At 69.9% G+C, this 16,251-nt stretch carries 14 protein-coding genes and 1 tRNA gene; 3 read left to right on the plus strand and 12 right to left on the minus strand.

What is annotated here, in order from left to right:
* Positions 1-32 precede the first annotated feature (32 nt).
* Both AB0K21_RS28630 and AB0K21_RS28635 read left to right on the plus strand, forming a co-directional pair.
* A complete protein-coding gene (locus tag AB0K21_RS28630; RefSeq protein WP_343970456.1) occupies positions 33-800 on the plus strand; it encodes an IclR family transcriptional regulator in 768 nt (255 codons plus the stop codon).
* Positions 801-1,141: 341 nt separating this feature from the next.
* Positions 1,142-1,345, plus strand: a complete 204-nt coding sequence (locus tag AB0K21_RS28635; protein ID WP_343970453.1) for a hypothetical protein — start codon at positions 1,142-1,144, stop codon at positions 1,343-1,345.
* A 370-nt stretch (positions 1,346-1,715) separates the two neighbouring features.
* Here AB0K21_RS28635 and AB0K21_RS28640 read toward each other — a convergent pair whose 3' ends face one another.
* From AB0K21_RS28640 to AB0K21_RS28650, 3 genes are all read right to left on the minus strand, one after another.
* Positions 1,716-2,810 (minus strand): winged helix DNA-binding domain-containing protein, encoded by a 1,095-nt coding sequence (locus AB0K21_RS28640; RefSeq protein WP_364154793.1) that lies wholly within the window; start codon positions 2,808-2,810, stop codon positions 1,716-1,718.
* 5 nt (positions 2,811-2,815) lie between these two features.
* A complete protein-coding gene (locus AB0K21_RS28645) occupies positions 2,816-3,850 on the minus strand; it encodes an aldo/keto reductase (protein WP_364154796.1) in 1,035 nt (344 codons plus the stop codon).
* A gap of 71 nt (positions 3,851-3,921) precedes the next feature.
* A complete protein-coding gene (locus tag AB0K21_RS28650) occupies positions 3,922-4,344 on the minus strand; it encodes a VOC family protein (protein WP_343970444.1) in 423 nt (140 codons plus the stop codon).
* A 147-nt stretch (positions 4,345-4,491) separates the two neighbouring features.
* Between AB0K21_RS28650 and AB0K21_RS28655 the strand changes: the two genes are divergently transcribed.
* On the plus strand, positions 4,492-5,463 hold the full coding sequence (locus tag AB0K21_RS28655; RefSeq protein ID WP_364154799.1) for a WYL domain-containing protein: 972 nt from the start codon (positions 4,492-4,494) through the stop codon (positions 5,461-5,463).
* Positions 5,464-5,584: 121 nt separating this feature from the next.
* On the opposite strand, the gene AB0K21_RS28660 is transcribed toward AB0K21_RS28655, so the two are convergent.
* From AB0K21_RS28660 to dnaN, 9 genes are all read right to left on the minus strand, one after another.
* Positions 5,585-5,658 (minus strand) — tRNA-Ile (locus AB0K21_RS28660).
* A gap of 139 nt (positions 5,659-5,797) precedes the next feature.
* Positions 5,798-6,220, minus strand: coding sequence for a DUF3566 domain-containing protein (locus AB0K21_RS28665; RefSeq protein ID WP_364154877.1), 423 nt, complete (start codon positions 6,218-6,220; stop codon positions 5,798-5,800).
* A 362-nt stretch (positions 6,221-6,582) separates the two neighbouring features.
* On the minus strand, positions 6,583-9,114 hold the full coding sequence (gyrA, locus tag AB0K21_RS28670; protein WP_364154802.1) for a DNA gyrase subunit A: 2,532 nt from the start codon (positions 9,112-9,114) through the stop codon (positions 6,583-6,585).
* Between the two features lie 31 nt (positions 9,115-9,145).
* Complete coding sequence (gene gyrB, locus AB0K21_RS28675; protein WP_343970435.1) at positions 9,146-11,089, minus strand: DNA topoisomerase (ATP-hydrolyzing) subunit B; 1,944 nt, start codon at positions 11,087-11,089, stop codon at positions 9,146-9,148.
* Positions 11,090-11,388: 299 nt separating this feature from the next.
* Entirely contained in the window at positions 11,389-11,943 is a 555-nt protein-coding gene (locus tag AB0K21_RS28680; protein ID WP_343970432.1) for a DciA family protein, read from the minus strand.
* Positions 11,933-13,108: a DNA replication/repair protein RecF gene (gene recF / locus AB0K21_RS28685; protein ID WP_364154807.1), complete on the minus strand. Its 1,176-nt coding sequence runs from the start codon at positions 13,106-13,108 to the stop codon at positions 11,933-11,935. Before recF ends, AB0K21_RS28680 begins: the two co-directional genes overlap by 11 nt.
* A gap of 192 nt (positions 13,109-13,300) precedes the next feature.
* Entirely contained in the window at positions 13,301-14,245 is a 945-nt protein-coding gene (gene gnd / locus AB0K21_RS28690) for a phosphogluconate dehydrogenase (NAD(+)-dependent, decarboxylating) (protein ID WP_343970426.1), read from the minus strand.
* Between the two features lie 32 nt (positions 14,246-14,277).
* Entirely contained in the window at positions 14,278-15,024 is a 747-nt protein-coding gene (locus tag AB0K21_RS28695; RefSeq protein ID WP_343970939.1) for a 3-keto-5-aminohexanoate cleavage protein, read from the minus strand.
* A gap of 8 nt (positions 15,025-15,032) precedes the next feature.
* On the minus strand, positions 15,033-16,172 hold the full coding sequence (gene dnaN, locus AB0K21_RS28700; RefSeq protein ID WP_343970423.1) for a DNA polymerase III subunit beta: 1,140 nt from the start codon (positions 16,170-16,172) through the stop codon (positions 15,033-15,035).
* Positions 16,173-16,251: the final 79 nt, after the last annotated feature.

Here is a 16,251-nt window from a genome sequence, read left to right on the forward strand (position 1 = left end):
CGAACAGGTCGGTTCGGCCCCGAGGAGAGTGCATGACGGAGCAGTCGGCGCACCGGGTCTCGGGCGCGGGCAGCGGGCGGAAACTGCTGCAGACGTTGCTCTGCTTCACCGAGGCGCACCCGACCTGGACGGTGGCGGATTTGGCGGCGGAACTCGACCTCGCCACGACCTCCACCTATCGGTACGTCGCCCTGCTGAGGGAGGTCGGGCTGCTCGACCGCGCCTCCGGGAAGTCGTACCGGGTCACGGACCTGGCGCTGAACCTGGGACGGGCCTGCGAGGCCGCACGGGCGCCGCTCACCGAGGCCGCCCTGCCCGTCATCACCCGGGTACGCGATGAGATCGACGAGACGGTCCTGATCGCCCGTTCCGGCGGCGAGGCGGCCTACTGTGTCGAGCGCGCGGAGTCGCGTCGCCCGGTGCGGCTGCAGTTCGACAAGGGACAGCCGATGCCGCTGCACGCCGGCTCGATGTCACGGATCCTGCTCGCCTCGATGAGCCGCGCCGAACGCGCCTCCATCCTCGCCGGAGTACTGCCCGGCCTGCCACCGGCCCGAGCCGCTCTCCTGTCGGACGAGGAACTGGACCGGACTCGTCTGCGCGGCTGGACCGAGAGCTTCGAGGAGGTGGACGAGGGCATCTGGGGCACCGCGGCCGCGATCACCTCCCATGGAGCCGTGGTCGCCTCGATCGGCACCGCGGCCCCGATATTCCGAACGGACCGGGCGCGTCGCGACCGCATGATCGAGCTCGTCCGCGCCGCCGCCTCGGAGATCTCGCTGACCCTCTCGGCCGACTGAACCACTCGTTCCTGCGGCGTGATTCCCACCCTTGATAGAGAGCTTTGTAGCTATTTGCTGCCTCTGTCCATTGCCCACCGCGCGGCGCTTCGACCGTTCCCACGCCTGACAGCACCAGCCGCCAGTACTCCGACTCGACATCCAACCTGCGCTTGGGTCCTCGCCTCACCATCAACACGCCCCTCATGATCAGGTGTGTTGCGACAAGCACTAGAACCCAGGCGTCGTCGACAAAGCCCTGATCATGCCCGTTTCACACCAGGGCGGCTACCGGGATAAGCACCCACGGTGGGAGATCGGGGGCGGCCGACGCCGAACCTCTCGACGATCCGTTGGACGGTGTGACATCCCGCGGGCAGGGCTCATCAGGTCATGAGGGGCTGAGCGACCTCACCGCCCTCACCCATCTCCGCCTGGATGTTGAGCTGACCGGCCTTCCCGGCTCGCTGGGCGACCTCACCGCCCTCAAACATCTCCGCCTGGATGGCAACCTGCTGGCCGGCCTTCCCAAACCGCTGCGCCGCCGCGCCAAGACCCCGCAGTAGCACCGACCATCGACGAGCCCGTCCTGACAGCCGCTGAGAAGAGAACCGCCGACTGACCCGCCGATCCTTTCTCGGGCGGTGGTGCGGATCCCGCGCAATGGCCGGATACGGCGGGCGCCGGGTGCGGCGCGCGGCCCTGAGCCCCGCCGCCGTCCGGGACCGGCCCCAGGCCGCATGCCCGGATGGCCGACGGGTCGCGCCGCCGCCTTGGCCCCGAAACCGGGGAACTGCCGCCCACCTGGGATCTCTTCCTTGTCAGGACTGTCCACGACATGATCATGGGATCGCGCCGCCCTCCTGACCAGTGCTGGACGGCCGTGGATGTGAGCCGCCGTGTGCCCCTGTCGCGGCACACATTAACCTGGCCCGCTCACTGAGGGACGATCCGCACGCGATCGCTGTCGCCGTCGGAGAGGAACGAGGCCAGCGCGCGTCCCTCCTCGGCCACCGCCGTGCGGCCGGCACGGGAGAAGCCGCTCAGCGGGGCGACGACCACGGTGCCGGCCTCGACGGTCCAGGTGCCGGCCACCCGGCCGTCGACCAGGACGACGCGAGCGCCGGCGACCGACAGGCCGCGGTGGGCGTCGTCGATGATCCGGCTGCGGTCGTGGTAGCCGAGGATCGTGTTGTCGAACGCCGGCAGGAACCGTACCGGCGCGGGCGTGTCCGGGTCGGGCCGCGGTCCGTCAGGCAGGTCGAGCAGTTCCCGGCCCCGCTCGTCGCGGAAGGCGACCAGCTCGTCCCGGATCGCGGCCACCGCGGCGGGCAGCCCGGCCAGGCCGGACCAGGCGCGCAGGTCGGCCACGGCGGCGGGGCCGAACGCCGCCAGGTAGCGCCGTACCAGCTCCTGCCCCACCGGGTCGGAGCCGTCCTGCGCCAACGGGTCGATGTCGCGCCCCAGCCAGGCGGAGAGCAGCATGTTGCGCACTCCCCCCTTCGCCCGCCACAGCCCACGCGGCGGAAGCTGCGCCACCGGGACGAGGGCCGCGATCAGCATCTCTCCCAGCGCCCGCGGCCCCGGCTCTGACCAGCGGTCGGCCAGCGCCCGTACGAGCTCTGCCATCGAGCGGGGCTCACCGTCGGCCATCACCGCCAGGCCCGCCGCCGCGAGCTCATCGAGATCCACCCCGGCCAGCTCGCGACGGTAGGTCCCGAGCACCCGCCGGCGCAGCATGAGGTCGTGGCGGGCCCGCCAGGCCAGCACGTCCTCGGCGGTCAGCAGGTGGACGGTGCGACGCATGAGGTGGGTCCGCACCACCCCATGCCCGGTCAGCAGCTCCGACAGCACCGCAGGGTCGAACGCGCGCAGCCGCGACCAGAGCCCGACGAACGGCTCCTGCGGCTCCTGCGCCTGCATGCCGCACAGGTGCGCGACGGCGTCGAGCACCGGCACGTCGGCGCGATCGAGCAGCAGCTGCCGGGCCAGCGTCGCACGGTTGAGCGCCCGGGTGTCCAGAACGGTCATCGGGGTCACGCCGCGGCACGCCCGTCGGCCGCCCGCCGGCGCAGAGCCGCCCGCGTGACGGCCAGCGGGTCGTAGGAGACGTCGAGCGGGCCGATGTCGCCGCCCGGGGGCACGATCTCGTCGATCCGGTCGAGGAGGTCATCGCCGAGGACGGTGCCGGCACCGGCCAGCAGGTCGTCGAGCTGTTCCAGGGTGCGCGGCCCGATGATCGCCGAGGTGACCCCCGGATGGGTGACCGTGAACGCCATCGCCATGTGGGTCAAGGGGATCGCGGCCTCCTCGGCCAGCAGAGCCAGCCGTTCGACGGTGTCGAGCGTACGCTCGTCGGACATGTGCCTGGGCACCCAGGCCATCCGTCGCTCGGGGACCCGCGCCGTGCCGCCCTTACGGTAGCGGCCGGTGAGCAGTCCCATCCCGAGCGGGCCCCACACGAGGGTGCCGAGGCCGTAGCGCTCGCACACGGGCAGCACCTCGCGCTCGACGCCGCGGTTGACGAGCGAGTACGGCGGCTGTTCGGTGCGGAAGCGGGCCAGGCCGCGCCGTTCGGCGACCCACTGGGCCTCGACGATGTCGGTGGCGGGGAAGTTGGAGGTCCCGATGGCGCGTACCTTGCCGCTGCTCATCAGGTCGGTGAGCGCGGACAGGGTCTCCTCGATGTCGGTCCGCGGGTCGGGATGGTGGATCTGGTAGAGGTCGATGTGGTCGGTCCGGAGGCGGCGCAGCGAGTGCTCAACCTCGGTGATGATCCAGCGCCGGGAGTTGCCGGCGCGGTTGGGATCGTCGCCCATCGGGCCGCTCACCTTGGTGGCCACGACGATGTCGTCGCGGCGGCCCTTCAGCGCCTTGCCGACGATCTCCTCGGTCTCGCTGTAGGAATAGACGTCGGCGGTGTCGATGACATTGATCCCCGCGTCCATGGCCCGGTGGATGATGCGTACGCAGTCGTCGTGGTCGGGATTGCCGACCCGGCCGAACATCATGGTGCCCAGGCAGTAGGGGCTGACCTGTATCCCGGTCCGGCCCAGGGGCCGCATCCTCATTCTGGGGTGTTCCCTTCGCTTCGATCGACAGAAGGCCGGTGAAGGCGGGGGAACGGCCCCCGCCCCCGTGATCAGCCGTTGTACGGGCTCACCACGTCCAGGACCCAGACGACGCCGAAGCGGTCCTTGAGCATCCCGTACAGCGGAGCCCACTGCGCGGGCCCCAGCGGCTGCACGACGGTCGCCCCGGCGGACAGCTTCTGCCAGTACTCGGTGATCTCCTCCGTGCTCTCGCCGCGCACGGAGAGGAAGAACGAGTTCTCGCCCCGGTCCCACGGCAACTGCGAGGGCACGTCGTACGCCATGACGTGGAAGCCGTTGCCGGCGGCCACCTGCCCCCACATCACCTGATCCGCCTCGGCGGGGTCCTGCACGTTTCCCGCATCCTTGTACGTGACGACGGCGACGTCGCCGCCGAACACGGACTGGTAGAACTCCAGCGCCGCGCGGGCGTCGCCCCGGAAGTTCAAATGCGCCACGGACTTGACGGACATGCTCGACCTCTGATCTCTGCTCATTGTCTCCGGACGCCCTCAGGCGAGCCCGGCCTGGACCACCGGCCGCGGACTTGCTCGGCCGGGGACAACAGTCGCAGGGAAAGTGGCCAGGGTGTGTCCTCTTCTTGCGGCAAGATGGATGACATGCCGAAAACCTCAGCGCGGCTGCTGGCGCTGCTCTCGCTGCTCCAGACCCGCCGGGACTGGCCGGGAGCGCTGCTGGCCGAGCGGCTGGACGTCAGCTCCCGCACCGTACGCCGTGACGTGGACCGCCTGCGCGAGCTCGGCTACCCCATCACGGCCTTCAAGGGGCCCGACGGCGGGTACCGGCTCGACGCCGGCACGGAGCTGCCCCCGTTGCTGTTCGATGACGAGCAGGCCGTCGCCCTGGCCATCGCCCTGCAGCTCGCCACCGCCAGCGGCGCCGACATCGAGCAGGGCGCGGCGCGCGCCCTGCACACCATCTGCCAGGTCATGCCCACACGGCTGCGCCACCGCATCGACACCCTCCAGGTCACCGCCGTCGAGCGGCCGGAGCTCCGGCCGGACCCGCAGATCGACAGCGGCGTGCTCATGGCGCTCAGCGCCGCCGTCCACGCCCGCGAGGAGCTGCGCTTCGACTACGCGTCAGGAACGGACGACGGCGGCGCGCCCGCCCCGCCGCGCCGGGCACAGCCCCATCACCTCGTCACCCGGGGCGGGCGCTGGTACCTCGTCGCCTGGGATCTCGACCGCGAGAACTGGCGCACCTTCCGCGTAGACCGGATCACCCCGCGCATTCCCACCGGGCCCCGCTTCACACCGCGCGAACTGCCCGGGGGCACGGTAGCCGCCTTTGTGACCGCCAGATTCCGGGGCTCCGACGGCTCCTCCACCGACTGGCCGTGCCGCGGCGAGGTGATCCTCGACCTGCCCGCCGCCGCCGTGTCCCGCTACACCCGCGAAGGGGTCGTCGAGGAACTCGGCCCCGACCGCTGCCGGCTCGTCCTGGGGTCATGGTCGTGGACCGGTCTGGCCTCCGCCATCGGCGGGTTCGACGCCGACATCGAGGTCGTCGGCCCGGCCGAGCTCAAGGACGCCTTCGCCCGCCTGGCCCGCCGCTTCGCCAGAGCATGACGTTTCCGGACAACGACTGTCGGCGCAGCCCTACGACGAGGAGGAGACCAAGGGAACGTGGTCACTCACTCGAAAGATCAAAAAGCCACTTCCCTCAACGGGAAATGGCCTCTGAGTTGAGTGGGGCTACCAGGACTTGAACCTGGGACCTCTTCCTTATCAGGGAAGCGCTCTAACCGTCTGAGCTATAGCCCCTCAGCGCGCACGAACGGCCCCGCACCCGCTTCGCGGAGGCGAACCCGTCCGTTCGAACTGGGAAAAGCTTACCCTGTTCCGGCACCTGCTTGCGCCATGTCCCCGACCGAGGAAGAACGGAGACATGGCTCAAGATCGGCTATTCGGCCTCGCTGAAGGTGACCTCCACGCCCCCGACCAGGTCGGATGCGACGTTGTAGATCACCGCGCCGAGGGTGGAGAGCGCGGTGATCAGCACGACGTTCACCGCGCCGATCAGGGCGGTGTAGCCCAGGATGCGGACCGGCTCGAACCAGGAGGCGACGTCGACGCCACTGGTGGCCTTGCCGTCGGCGGTCGTCAGCTGGTTGACCGTCTGGATGATGTTGTCGAACACCCCAAGCCCTGACAGCACCATGTAGAGCACCGCGACCGCGATGAACAGCACCACGAAGCAGACGAGTGACACCACGAAGCTGAACTTCATGGCCGACCACGGCTCGACCCTGCGCAGCACCAGGTGCGCCTTGCGGGGCGACCTGGGAGCGGGAATGTCCGAGGGCTTCCTGCCGGACGCGTCCAGTGGCGGCTGGGGCGACGACAGGCTTCCGGGCGACCATGGCTGCTGACTCGCCGGCGGGCGGTTCTGCTGCCCTCCCGACGGAGGCGGAGGCGGAGGCGATGAGGGTGACTGTAACGGCGGCGCGGATGGAGGTGGGGATCCTGGACGGATCCGCACCGTGGTCTCGGCCTGCTTGCCGTCCTCTGTGGTCGTCACTTTTTTCCTGCCCTTGGGGTCGTCGGCTACCGATTCATCGGTTTCCGGCGCGGGCGCGCTACCGTTAACCGGTGACGAGGCCGCCTCGGCGGTCTTGTCCATTTTCTCCGTCACCTGGTCGCGTGTCGACGAGGAGGCGGGGCGCGAGCCCGGCTCGCCCTGAGAACTCACGGGTTATCCCCTTCCCCGTTCCCCTCGGTCTCCACCGGCACCTCGGCGTTTTCCTCGGTCTCCAACGACTCCGCGTTGCGGGCCAGAGCCACGACGCTGTCCCCCTCTGCGAGATTCATCAGTCGAACCCCCATCGTCTGGCGGCCCGACTGCTTGATCTCCCCGGCGCTCGTCCGGATAACCCCTCCGGCGGACGTGATCGCGAAAACCTCGTCCTCGGGCCTGACCATGACCGCGCCAACCAGCTTGCCACGGGCGCTAACGATCTTGGCGGTCAGGACGCCCTTTCCGCCCCTTCCCTGGATCGGGTACTGATCCACAGGGGTGCGCTTGGCGTATCCGCCCTCGGTGGCGATGAGCACGTTGTCGCCGTCGGCGATCCGGTTCATCGCCAGGAGCTCGTCGCCCTCGAGGAAGCGCATGCCGATCACACCGCTGGTCGCCCTGCCCATCGGGCGCATGGCCTCGTCGGAGGCCGTGAAGCGGATGGACTGGGCACCGCGGGAGACGAGCAGGAGGTCGTCCTCCTCCGACACGAGCCTGGCTGCGATCACCTCGTCATCTTCGCGCAGGTTGATCGCGATGAGGCCACCCGTGCGCGGCGAGTCGTACTCGGACAGGCGCGTCTTCTTCACCAGGCCACTGCGGGTGGCCAGCACGAGGTAGGGGGCGACATCGTAGTCACGCAGGTCCAGGACCTCCATGACCACCTCGTCCGGCTGCATGGCCAGCAGGTTCGCCAGGTGCTGCCCGCGCGCGTCGCGGCCGGAGTCGGGGAGCTCGTACGCCTTGACCCGGTAGACGCGGCCCTTGTTCGTGAAGAACAGCAGCCAGTGGTGCGTCGTGGTGACGAAGAAGTGGTCGACGATGTCGTCCTGACGCAGCTGCGCGCCCCGCACACCCTTACCGCCGCGCTTCTGCGCCCGGTAAAGATCTGTGTTGGTTCGCTTGGCGTAGCCGCCGCGGGTGATCGTGACGACCATGTCCTCCTCGGCGAGGAGGTCCTCGATGGACATGTCGCCCTCGTAGGCGATGATCTCGGTCCTGCGCTCGTCGCCGTACCGCGCGGTGAGCTCGGAGAGCTCGTCCTGGACGATCGTGCGCTGCCGCTCGGGCGAGGCGAGGATCGCCTGGTACTCGTTGATCTGCGCCATCAGCGCGTCGTACTCGTCGGTGATCTGCTGGCGCTCCAGAGCGGCCAGCTTGCGCAGCTGCATGTCGAGGATGGCCTGCGCCTGGATCTCGTCGATCTCCAGGAGCGTCATCAGGCCGCCCTGCGCCGCCGACGCCGAGGGCGACTGCCGGATCAGGGCGATGACCTCGTCCATCCGGTCGAGGGCCTTGAGCAGCGCGCGCAGGATGTGCGCCCGCTCCTCGGCCTTGCGCAGCAGGTAGCGGGTCCGGCGGACCACGACCTCGATCTGGTGGGCCACGTAGTGGCGGACGAACTGGTCGATCCTGAGCGTGCGCGGCACGCCGTCGACCAGGGCCAGCATGTTGGCGCCGAAGGTGGTCTGCAGCTGGGTGTGCTTGTAGAGGTTGTTCAGCACGACCTTGGCGACCGCGTCGCGCTTGAGCACGATCACCAGGCGCTGGCCGACGCGCGAGGAGCTCTCGTCGCGAACGTCGGCGATGCCGGTGATCCGGCCCTCCTTCACCGACTCGGCGATGGTCAGCGCGAGGTTGTCCGGGTTGACCTGGTAGGGCAGCTCGGTGACGACCAGGCACTGGCGGCCCTTGGCGTCCTCCTCGACCTCGACGACCGCCCGCATGGTGATCGAACCACGGCCGGTCCGGTACGTGTCGTCGATGCCGCGCCGGCCGACGATCAGCGCGCCGGTGGGGAAGTCCGGGCCCTTGACCCGGGCGATCAGTGCTTCGAGGAGCTCCTCGTCCGTCGCCTCGGGGTTCTGCAGGGACCAGACGATGCCCGCGGCCACCTCCCGCAGGTTGTGCGGCGGGATGTTGGTGGCCATGCCGACCGCGATGCCCGCCGCCCCGTTGACCAACAGGTTGGGGAAGCGCGAGGGCAGGACCGTCGGCTCCTGGGAGCGCCCGTCGTAGTTGGGGATGAGATCGACGGTGTCCTTGTCGATGTCACGCAGCATCTCCATGGCGATGGGCGCGAGCTTGCACTCGGTGTAGCGCATCGCCGCGGGCGGGTCGTTGCCCGGCGAGCCGAAGTTGCCCTGCCCGTCGACCAGCGTGTAGCGCAGCGACCAGTGCTGGGCCATCCGCACCACGGTGGCGTAGATCGACGCGTCGCCGTGCGGGTGGTAGGAGCCCATGACGTCGCCGACGACGCGGGAGCACTTGAAGTAGCCGCGGTCGGGCCGGTAACCGCCGTCGTACATGGCGTACAGCACCCGGCGGTGCACCGGCTTCATGCCGTCGCGGACGTCCGGCAGGGCGCGCGAGACGATGACCGACATCGCGTAGTCCATGTAGCTGCGCTGCATCTCGGACTGGATGTCGACCGGCTCTACGCGGTCTACCGGAGGGCCGGGCGGAGTGTTGACTTCCGTCACAGGTCAAGATCCTTTTCTGGTACGGCTACCGCTACACGTCAAGGAAACGGACATCCCGGGCGTTCCTGATGATGAAGGAGCGGCGCGCCTCGACGTCCTCACCCATCAGCACGCTGAACAGCTCGTCGGCCTGGGCCGCGTCGTCGAGGGTGACCTGCAGGAGCAGGCGGGTGTCGGGATTCATGGTCGTGTCCCAGAGCTGGGCGGCGTTCATCTCGCCCAACCCCTTGAAGCGCTGCACGTTGTCACGGGGCCGGGGATCGGGCTTGCCCGCGTCGATGCCGGCCTGGATGACCGCGTCGCGCTCCCGGTCGGAGTAGGCGTAGGAGGCGTCCTCGCCCTTCCTGTCCCACTTGATCTTGTAGAGCGGCGGCTGGGACAGGTAGACGTGCCCCGCCTCGATCAGCGGCCGCATGAAGCGGAACAGCAGGGTCAGCAGCAGGGTCGTGATGTGCTGGCCGTCGACGTCGGCGTCCGCCATCAGGATGAGCTTGTGGTAGCGGAGCTTGGTGATGTCGAACTCGTCGTGCACCCCGGTGCCCATGGCGGTGATCAGCGCCTGGACCTCCTGGTTCTGGAGGACCTTGTCGATCCTGGCCTTCTCGACGTTGAGGATCTTGCCGCGGATCGGCAGGATCGCCTGGAACTTCGAGTCACGGCCGCCCTTGGCGGAACCTCCCGCCGAGTCACCCTCGACGATGTACAGCTCGCACTTCTCCGGATCGCTCCACTGGCAGTCGGCCAGCTTGCCCGGCAGGCCGGAGCCCGACTCCAGCAGCGACTTGCGCCGGGTCAGGTCACGGGCCTGACGGGCCGCGAGGCGGGCGCGGGAGGCCTGCAGGGACTTCGTGATGATGTCCTTGGCCTCGCCGGGGTTGCGCTCGAACCAGTCGCGCAGGTGGTCGTTGCAGGCCTTCTGGACGAACGACTTGGCCTCGGTGTTGCCCAGCTTGGTCTTGGTCTGGCCCTCGAACTGCGGGTCGGCCAGCTTCACCGAGATGATCGCGGTGAGACCTTCGCGGATGTCCTCACCCGCGAGGTTGTCGTCCTTGCCCTCCTTGAGGAACTTCTGCTCGCGCGCGTAGCGGTTGACGATGGACGTCAGCGCCGCGCGGAAGCCCTCCTCGTGAGTGCCGCCCTCCGCGGTGTTGATCGTGTTGGCGAAGGTGTAGACCGACTCGCTGTACGAGTTGTTCCACTGCATCGCGATCTCGACCGCGATGCCGTCCCCCTGCTCCTCGAAGTCGATCACCGATACGTGGGTGGGTTCCTTCTTGGAGTTGAGGTGCTTGACGAAGTCGGACAGACCGCCCTCGTAGTGATAGGTGACCTCTTTGGGGTCGTCCTCGATGAAGTCGGGGCGCTCGTCCCTGATGGAGATCGTCAGGCCCTTGTTGAGGAAGGCCATCTCCTGAAAGCGGCGCGCGAGAGTCTCGAAGTGCCAGGTCGTGGTCTCGAAGATGGTCCCGTCGGCCCAGAAGGTGATCGAGGTGCCGGTCTCGTCGGTCTCCTCGCCCTTGATCAGGGAGGTGGTGGGCCGGGTGTCGACGTAGGTCTGCCGCCAGTGGTGGCCGTCGGTGCGGATCTCCACCTCGAGCCTGCTGGACAGCGCGTTGACGACGGAGACGCCCACGCCGTGCAGTCCTCCGGAGACCGCGTACGACTTGTCGTCGAACTTGCCGCCCGCGTGCAGCACGGTCAGCACGACCTCGACCGCGGGACGGTTCTCGCCGGGAACGTTGCCGACCGGGATACCTCGGCCGTTGTCGACGACCCGCACGCCGTTGTCGGCGAGCAGGGTGACCTCGATCCGGTCGGCATGCCCGGCCAGGGCCTCGTCGACGGAGTTGTCGACGACCTCGTAGACGAGGTGATGGAGACCGCGCTCGCCGGTGGAGCCGATGTACATACCGGGACGCTTACGGACCGCCTCAAGTCCTTCGAGAACAGTGATTGAGCTAGCGTCGTAGGACAAGTGCGAAATCCTCCTGCCGCGGACACGCGGCAGGGAGACAAACGTGTAGCCCCGCCGTGCCCGTCACCGTCGTGAATGCCCCGATGCGTCCACCCAGGGGAACCGGCACACGCGCCGGGGGTGACACGCAAACGGACGTGTCCGGAATTCGATTTCATTCTAGCGGCTCAGAGCACATCATGTGGCATTGACGGCCCCTGGAATGGCCTGTCGCGTGACGATCATCGTCTTGAACATCCCCCTACGGGGGCGGGGTTCGTCGCGCCAGAAAGGCTGCTGATCCGTTTCTGAGCGCCGAGTCAGCCGTACGTGTCGCCCGGACCGCGGCTTCCGGTGACCCGCAGACCGCCGCTGGAGCGGGGACCGTTCTGCGGTCCACGGACCTTGACCCGTTGCACCGTTCCGTCCCCTAGCTCCTCATTCAACCTTCTTACCAGGGTCCTTGCCAGCAGACGCACCTGGGTGGCCCAGGCGGTGGAGTCGGCGACGACCACGACCTCGCCCTCCGCGAAGGTCTCCGGCCTGGTGTGGGCCGCCATGTCCGGGCCGACGATCTCGTGCCAGCGGCCGAAGACCCCGCCGATCGCGGCGGGCTGCTGCCAGCCCCGATCGGCGAGCAGGTCGGCGATGGCCCTGCCGAAGAGCTGGGGATCACCCGCGTCCCTGCGCGGCCCGGACGCCCGGCGGCGCGGCTCCCTGCGGGGGAGCTGCCCTCGCCTGGCGGCGTCCGACTTGGCCTGGGCCAGTTTCTCCCTGGCCATCGCCGCCCCTTTGGCGGCCGCGCTCCTCGCCGACCCGGGGACCGTGGCGTCCGCCCCGTCACCGTTCGATCCAGGCTCTGCGTCATCGGGCACGGGCCACACCCCCCTCTGTCACGTCGAACCGGCCGCCGGCCAGCTCCTTCGGCACGTCGTCGGGGACCGCGGCGGTGATCAGCACCTGCTCGGCGGGGGCGACCATCTCGGCCAGGCGGCGCCGACGCCTGTTGTCCAGCTCGGCGAAGACGTCGTCCAGGATCAGGACCGGGTCGCCGCCGTCGGCCCTGAGCAGGTCGTAGGCGGCCAGCCTGAGCGCCAGCGCGTACGACCACGACTCGCCGTGGCTGGCGTAGCCGCGCGCGGGCAGCTCCCCCAGCCCGAGGAACAGGTCGTCGCGGTGCGGGCCGACGAGGGTGACGCCACGTTCGAGCTCGGCGGCGCGAACCTCCAGCAGGCCGGCCCGCAGCCGCTTCACGAGCTCGGCGCGGTCGGTGCCCGCGTCCACCGGCAGGGTGCCGCGGTACTCCAGCCTCGCGGGGGCGGAGTCGGGCGCGAGCGAGGCGTACGAGGCGGCGACCAGGGGGCGCAGCGTCTCGACCAGCTCCAGCCTGGCCGCGAGCAGCTCGGCACCGTGCGTGGCCAGATGGGCGTCCCAGACATCGAGGGTGCTCAGCGGGTCTCCCGCCCCGGCCTCGGCGAACGCCGCGTCGCTCTCGGCCCGCCGGGTGCTCCGGCCGCGCCCCCGCCGGGCCTGCGCGGCCGTGCGCAGCAGGGCGCCGCGCTGCTTGAGCACCCTGTCGTAGTCGGCGCGCACCCCCGCGAACCTGGGCGCCCTGGCCACCAGGAGGTCGTCGAGGAACCGGCGCCGCTCGGAGGGGTCGCCCTTGACCATGGAGAGATCCTCGGGAGCGAACAGGACGGTGCGCAGCAGACCGACGACATCGCGGGTGCGGGAGACGGGCGAGCGGTTCAGCCTGGCCCTGTTGGCCCTGCCTGGATTGATCTCCAGCTCGATCAGCGCGCGCCGGTCGTCGCGGACCACCACCGAGCGTACGATCGCCCGCGCCGCGCCCTGCCGGACCAGCGGCCCGTCGCCTGCGACCCGGTGGCTGGCCTGCGTCGCCACGTAACCCAGCGCCTCGACCAGGTTGGTCTTTCCCATGCCGTTGGGCCCGACGAAGGCCGTGACCCCCGGTTCCATGCCGAGATCGACGGTTTCGTAGGACCGGAAGTCGGTCAGGGAGAGATGGGCGACATGCACCCCAGGAAGATTAGTCGGCCCCGTCCGCCGTCGTGGCCCGCACGGCTCGCGCCCCGTGGAAAAAGCCCTGCGCCCGAGGAACCGGCGCTCCGTTCCCGACGGAGGTCGCGAACGTGCGGCCGAGGTTGCCGGGGCGGCCTTCCCGAGCCGGGAGCCGTGGCGGATCCGCGCTTTTGGACGGGGAACGCCGTGCTAGCCGGCCGCCTCGACCGGGGGGACGACGTCGGCGCCGGGGGAGTCGGCCCCCTTGGCCGCCGAGCCCGCCTTGGAGGTGACCGCGTGGCCGCCGAACTGGTTGCGCAGGGCCGCGACGACCTTCATGGCCGGTGAGTCGTCCTGGCGGGAGGCGAACCTGGCATACAGGGCGGCGGTGATGACCGGCAGCGGGACCGCGAGGTCGACGGCCGCCTGGACCGTCCAGCGGCCCTCGCCGGAGTCCTGCGCGTAGCCCTCGAGCCGCTCCAGGGCGGGGTCCTCCTCAAGCGCGCGGACCATCAGGTCGAGCAGCCAGGAGCGGATGACGGTGCCCTGCCGCCAGCTCTTGAAGGCGCCGGGCACGTCGGTCACGATGTCGGAGGCCTCCAGCAGCTCCCAGCCCTCGGCGAAGGCCTGCATCATGCCGTACTCGATGCCGTTGTGGACCATCTTGGCGAAGTGACCGGCACCGATCCTGCCCGCGTGGACGAAGCCGTCCTCGCTCTCGGGCTTGAGGGTCTCGAAGATCGGCATCGCCCGCTCGACGTCGGCCCCGTCGCCGCCGACCATGAGCGCGTAGCCGTTCTCCAGCCCCCAGACTCCACCGCTCACGCCGCAGTCGACGAACCCGATGCCCTTCGCGGCGAGAGCGGCGCCGTGCTTCTGGTCGTCGGCGTAGTGCGAGTTGCCGCCGTCGATGAGGAGGTCGCCGGGGGCCAGCACCTCGCCGAGCGCCTCGATCGTCGCCCGGGTCGGTTCCCCCGAGGGCACCATGACCCACACCGTTCGCGGCGTCCGGAGCCGCTCCACGAGCTCCTCCAGGCTGGAGACGTCGCTGACCTCGGGATCGCGGTCGTAACCGACGACCTCGTGGCCGCCGCGGCGCAGGCGCTCAGCCATCCTGCCGCCCATCTTGCCCAGCCCGACCATGCCGATCTGCATACGAGCACTCCCTTCAGGGTTTCATCGTTCACCTACGTCAGACGCGCCCGCGCAAGCCTCACCAGCTCGGGGTTCCCGCCTACCGGATCACCCGTGGGACCGTGGAGGACGTCCTCCAGGCCGATGCGCGTGGCCAGTCCCAACTGCCCCGCGAGGTCCAGGAGAATCCAGGTCGGCTCCTCCTCCCCGTGGAGCAGCCGCGATCCCGGTACGCCGAGCCCGGCGAGGCGGTCCAGGACCGCGTGCGCCCGGAGGACGGCCGTGTCCGCGGGGCCGCCGAGGATCTCCACGAGCACCCGGGCGCACTCCAGTCCGCTCGCGGCGAGCGCGTCGGCGTCGTCCACGGACCAGACCCCGGCCTCCACGTCCACCCCGAGCCGCCGCAGATCATGCCACAGGTCCCGGAAGCCGGGTTCGGACAGGTTCACGGACGCGAAGTCCGGCAGGTCTCCGGGGGCGAGCGCGGTCCAGCCGCGGACGGCCTCGCGCCGCGCGTCCACATCCCCGCCGGTCATCCACAGCCCCGTGCTCACCCCCACCGGGAGCCCCGGGCACGTCTCGCGCACCGCGCGCACCGCCGCCCCGATGTGGACGGCGCTGAGCGACTCGCTGCCCCCCTCGTCACGCGGATGCATGTGAACAGCGCCCGCACCCGCCTCACGGGCCTCACGGGCCGCCTCAGCGAGCTCCAGAGGTGTCAGGGGGAGGGCCGGGTGGTCGCCGGGCCTCCTGGCACCGTTCAGGCACGCCTTGAGCCACGGTGTGCCTGAACGGGGCACTCCCGTCGTCAACTGGAGAGCCGGATGGGCATGATCAGGTAGCGGTAGTCGGGAACCTCTCCGTCGTCCACAGGCTTGCCGCCGGTGAGGATGGCCGGCTTGGTGGACGTGGTCATCTGCAGGCGGGCCACGTCGGAGTCGATCGCGCCGAGGCCCTCCAGCAGGAACTGGTGGTTGAAGGCGATGTTGATGTCCTCGCCCTCGAACTCGACGGGGAGCACCTCGACGGCCTGCGCCTCGTCGCCGCTGCCCGCCTCCAGGACGACCTCGTCACCGCGGAAGGCGAGCCGTACCGGCGTGTTGCGCTCGGCGACCAGGGCCACCCGCTTGACGGCCTCGACGAAGGCCGCCGTCGGCAGCTGCGCGCGGGCCGAGAACTCGGTGGGCAGCAGCGAGCGGTACTTGGGGAACTCGGGGTCGAGCAGCCGGGTGGTGGTGCGGCGCCCCGCGCTGGAGAAGCCGATCATGCCCTCACCGGTGCCTCCCGCGGAGCTCATCGCGATCTCGACCTCGGCGCCGGTACCCCCCAGGGCCTTGGCCGTGTCCGCGAGGGTCCTGCCCGGGATCATCGCGATCGCCGAGAAGTCGGGCTGGTCCGGCTGCCACTTCAGCTCCCGCACGGCGAGGCGGTAACGGTCGGTCGCCGCGAGGGTGACCGTGTCCCCCTCGATCTCCACGCGTACGCCGGTGAGCATCGGCAGGGTGTCGTCCTTGCCCGCGGCCACGGCGACCTGGCTGACGGCGGAGGCGAACACGTCGCTGCCGACCCGGCCGGCGGCCGGTGGCATGGTCGGCAGCGAGGGATAGTCCTCCACAGGCATGGTCAGGAGGGTGAACCGGGCGCTGCCACAGGTGACGACCGCCTTGGCGCCCTCCACCACGAAGTCCACGGGCTGCGCGGGGAGCGCCCTGGTGATCTCGGCGAGCAGCCTGCCCGAGACGAGCACCACGCCCGCCTCTCCCGTCTGCAGTTCGAGGGTCACCTCGGCGGAGACCTCGTAGTCGAAGCCGGAGAGCTTGAGTTGCCCGTCCTCAGTGACCTCGAGACGCATGCCGGCCAGCACCGGCACGGAGGGACGCGCCGGCAGGCTGCGCGCCGTCCATGCGACCGCCTCAGCGAGCACGTCTCGGTCGACCCGGAACATCACGTGGATCTGCCTCCTGTGTATCGAGCGCCGTCCGCTCGGTGCCTGGGGTTCAAGTGTTCACTGTCTCGAGCCTGCGCTC

Origin of the sequence: Streptosporangium sp. NPDC049248, from assembly GCF_040678965.1 — a bacterium.
Taxonomy (GTDB): Bacteria; Actinomycetota; Actinomycetes; order Streptosporangiales; family Streptosporangiaceae; genus Streptosporangium; species Streptosporangium fukuiense.

Bases quoted from the DNA above. Each gene is read 5' to 3' on its own strand.
- gnd (WP_343970426.1), bottom strand. From the start codon at position 14,245: ATGCAGATCGGCATGGTCGGGCTGGGCAAGATGGGCGGCAGGATGGCT.
- AB0K21_RS28630 (WP_343970456.1), top strand. From the start codon at position 33: ATGACGGAGCAGTCGGCGCACCGGGTCTCGGGCGCGGGCAGCGGGCGG.
- AB0K21_RS28640 (WP_364154793.1), bottom strand. From the start codon at position 2,810: ATGACCGTTCTGGACACCCGGGCGCTCAACCGTGCGACGCTGGCCCGG.
- AB0K21_RS28650 (WP_343970444.1), bottom strand. From the start codon at position 4,344: ATGTCCGTCAAGTCCGTGGCGCATTTGAACTTCCGGGGCGACGCCCGC.
- AB0K21_RS28655 (WP_364154799.1), top strand. From the start codon at position 4,492: ATGCCGAAAACCTCAGCGCGGCTGCTGGCGCTGCTCTCGCTGCTCCAG.
- AB0K21_RS28645 (WP_364154796.1), bottom strand. From the start codon at position 3,850: ATGAGGATGCGGCCCCTGGGCCGGACCGGGATACAGGTCAGCCCCTAC.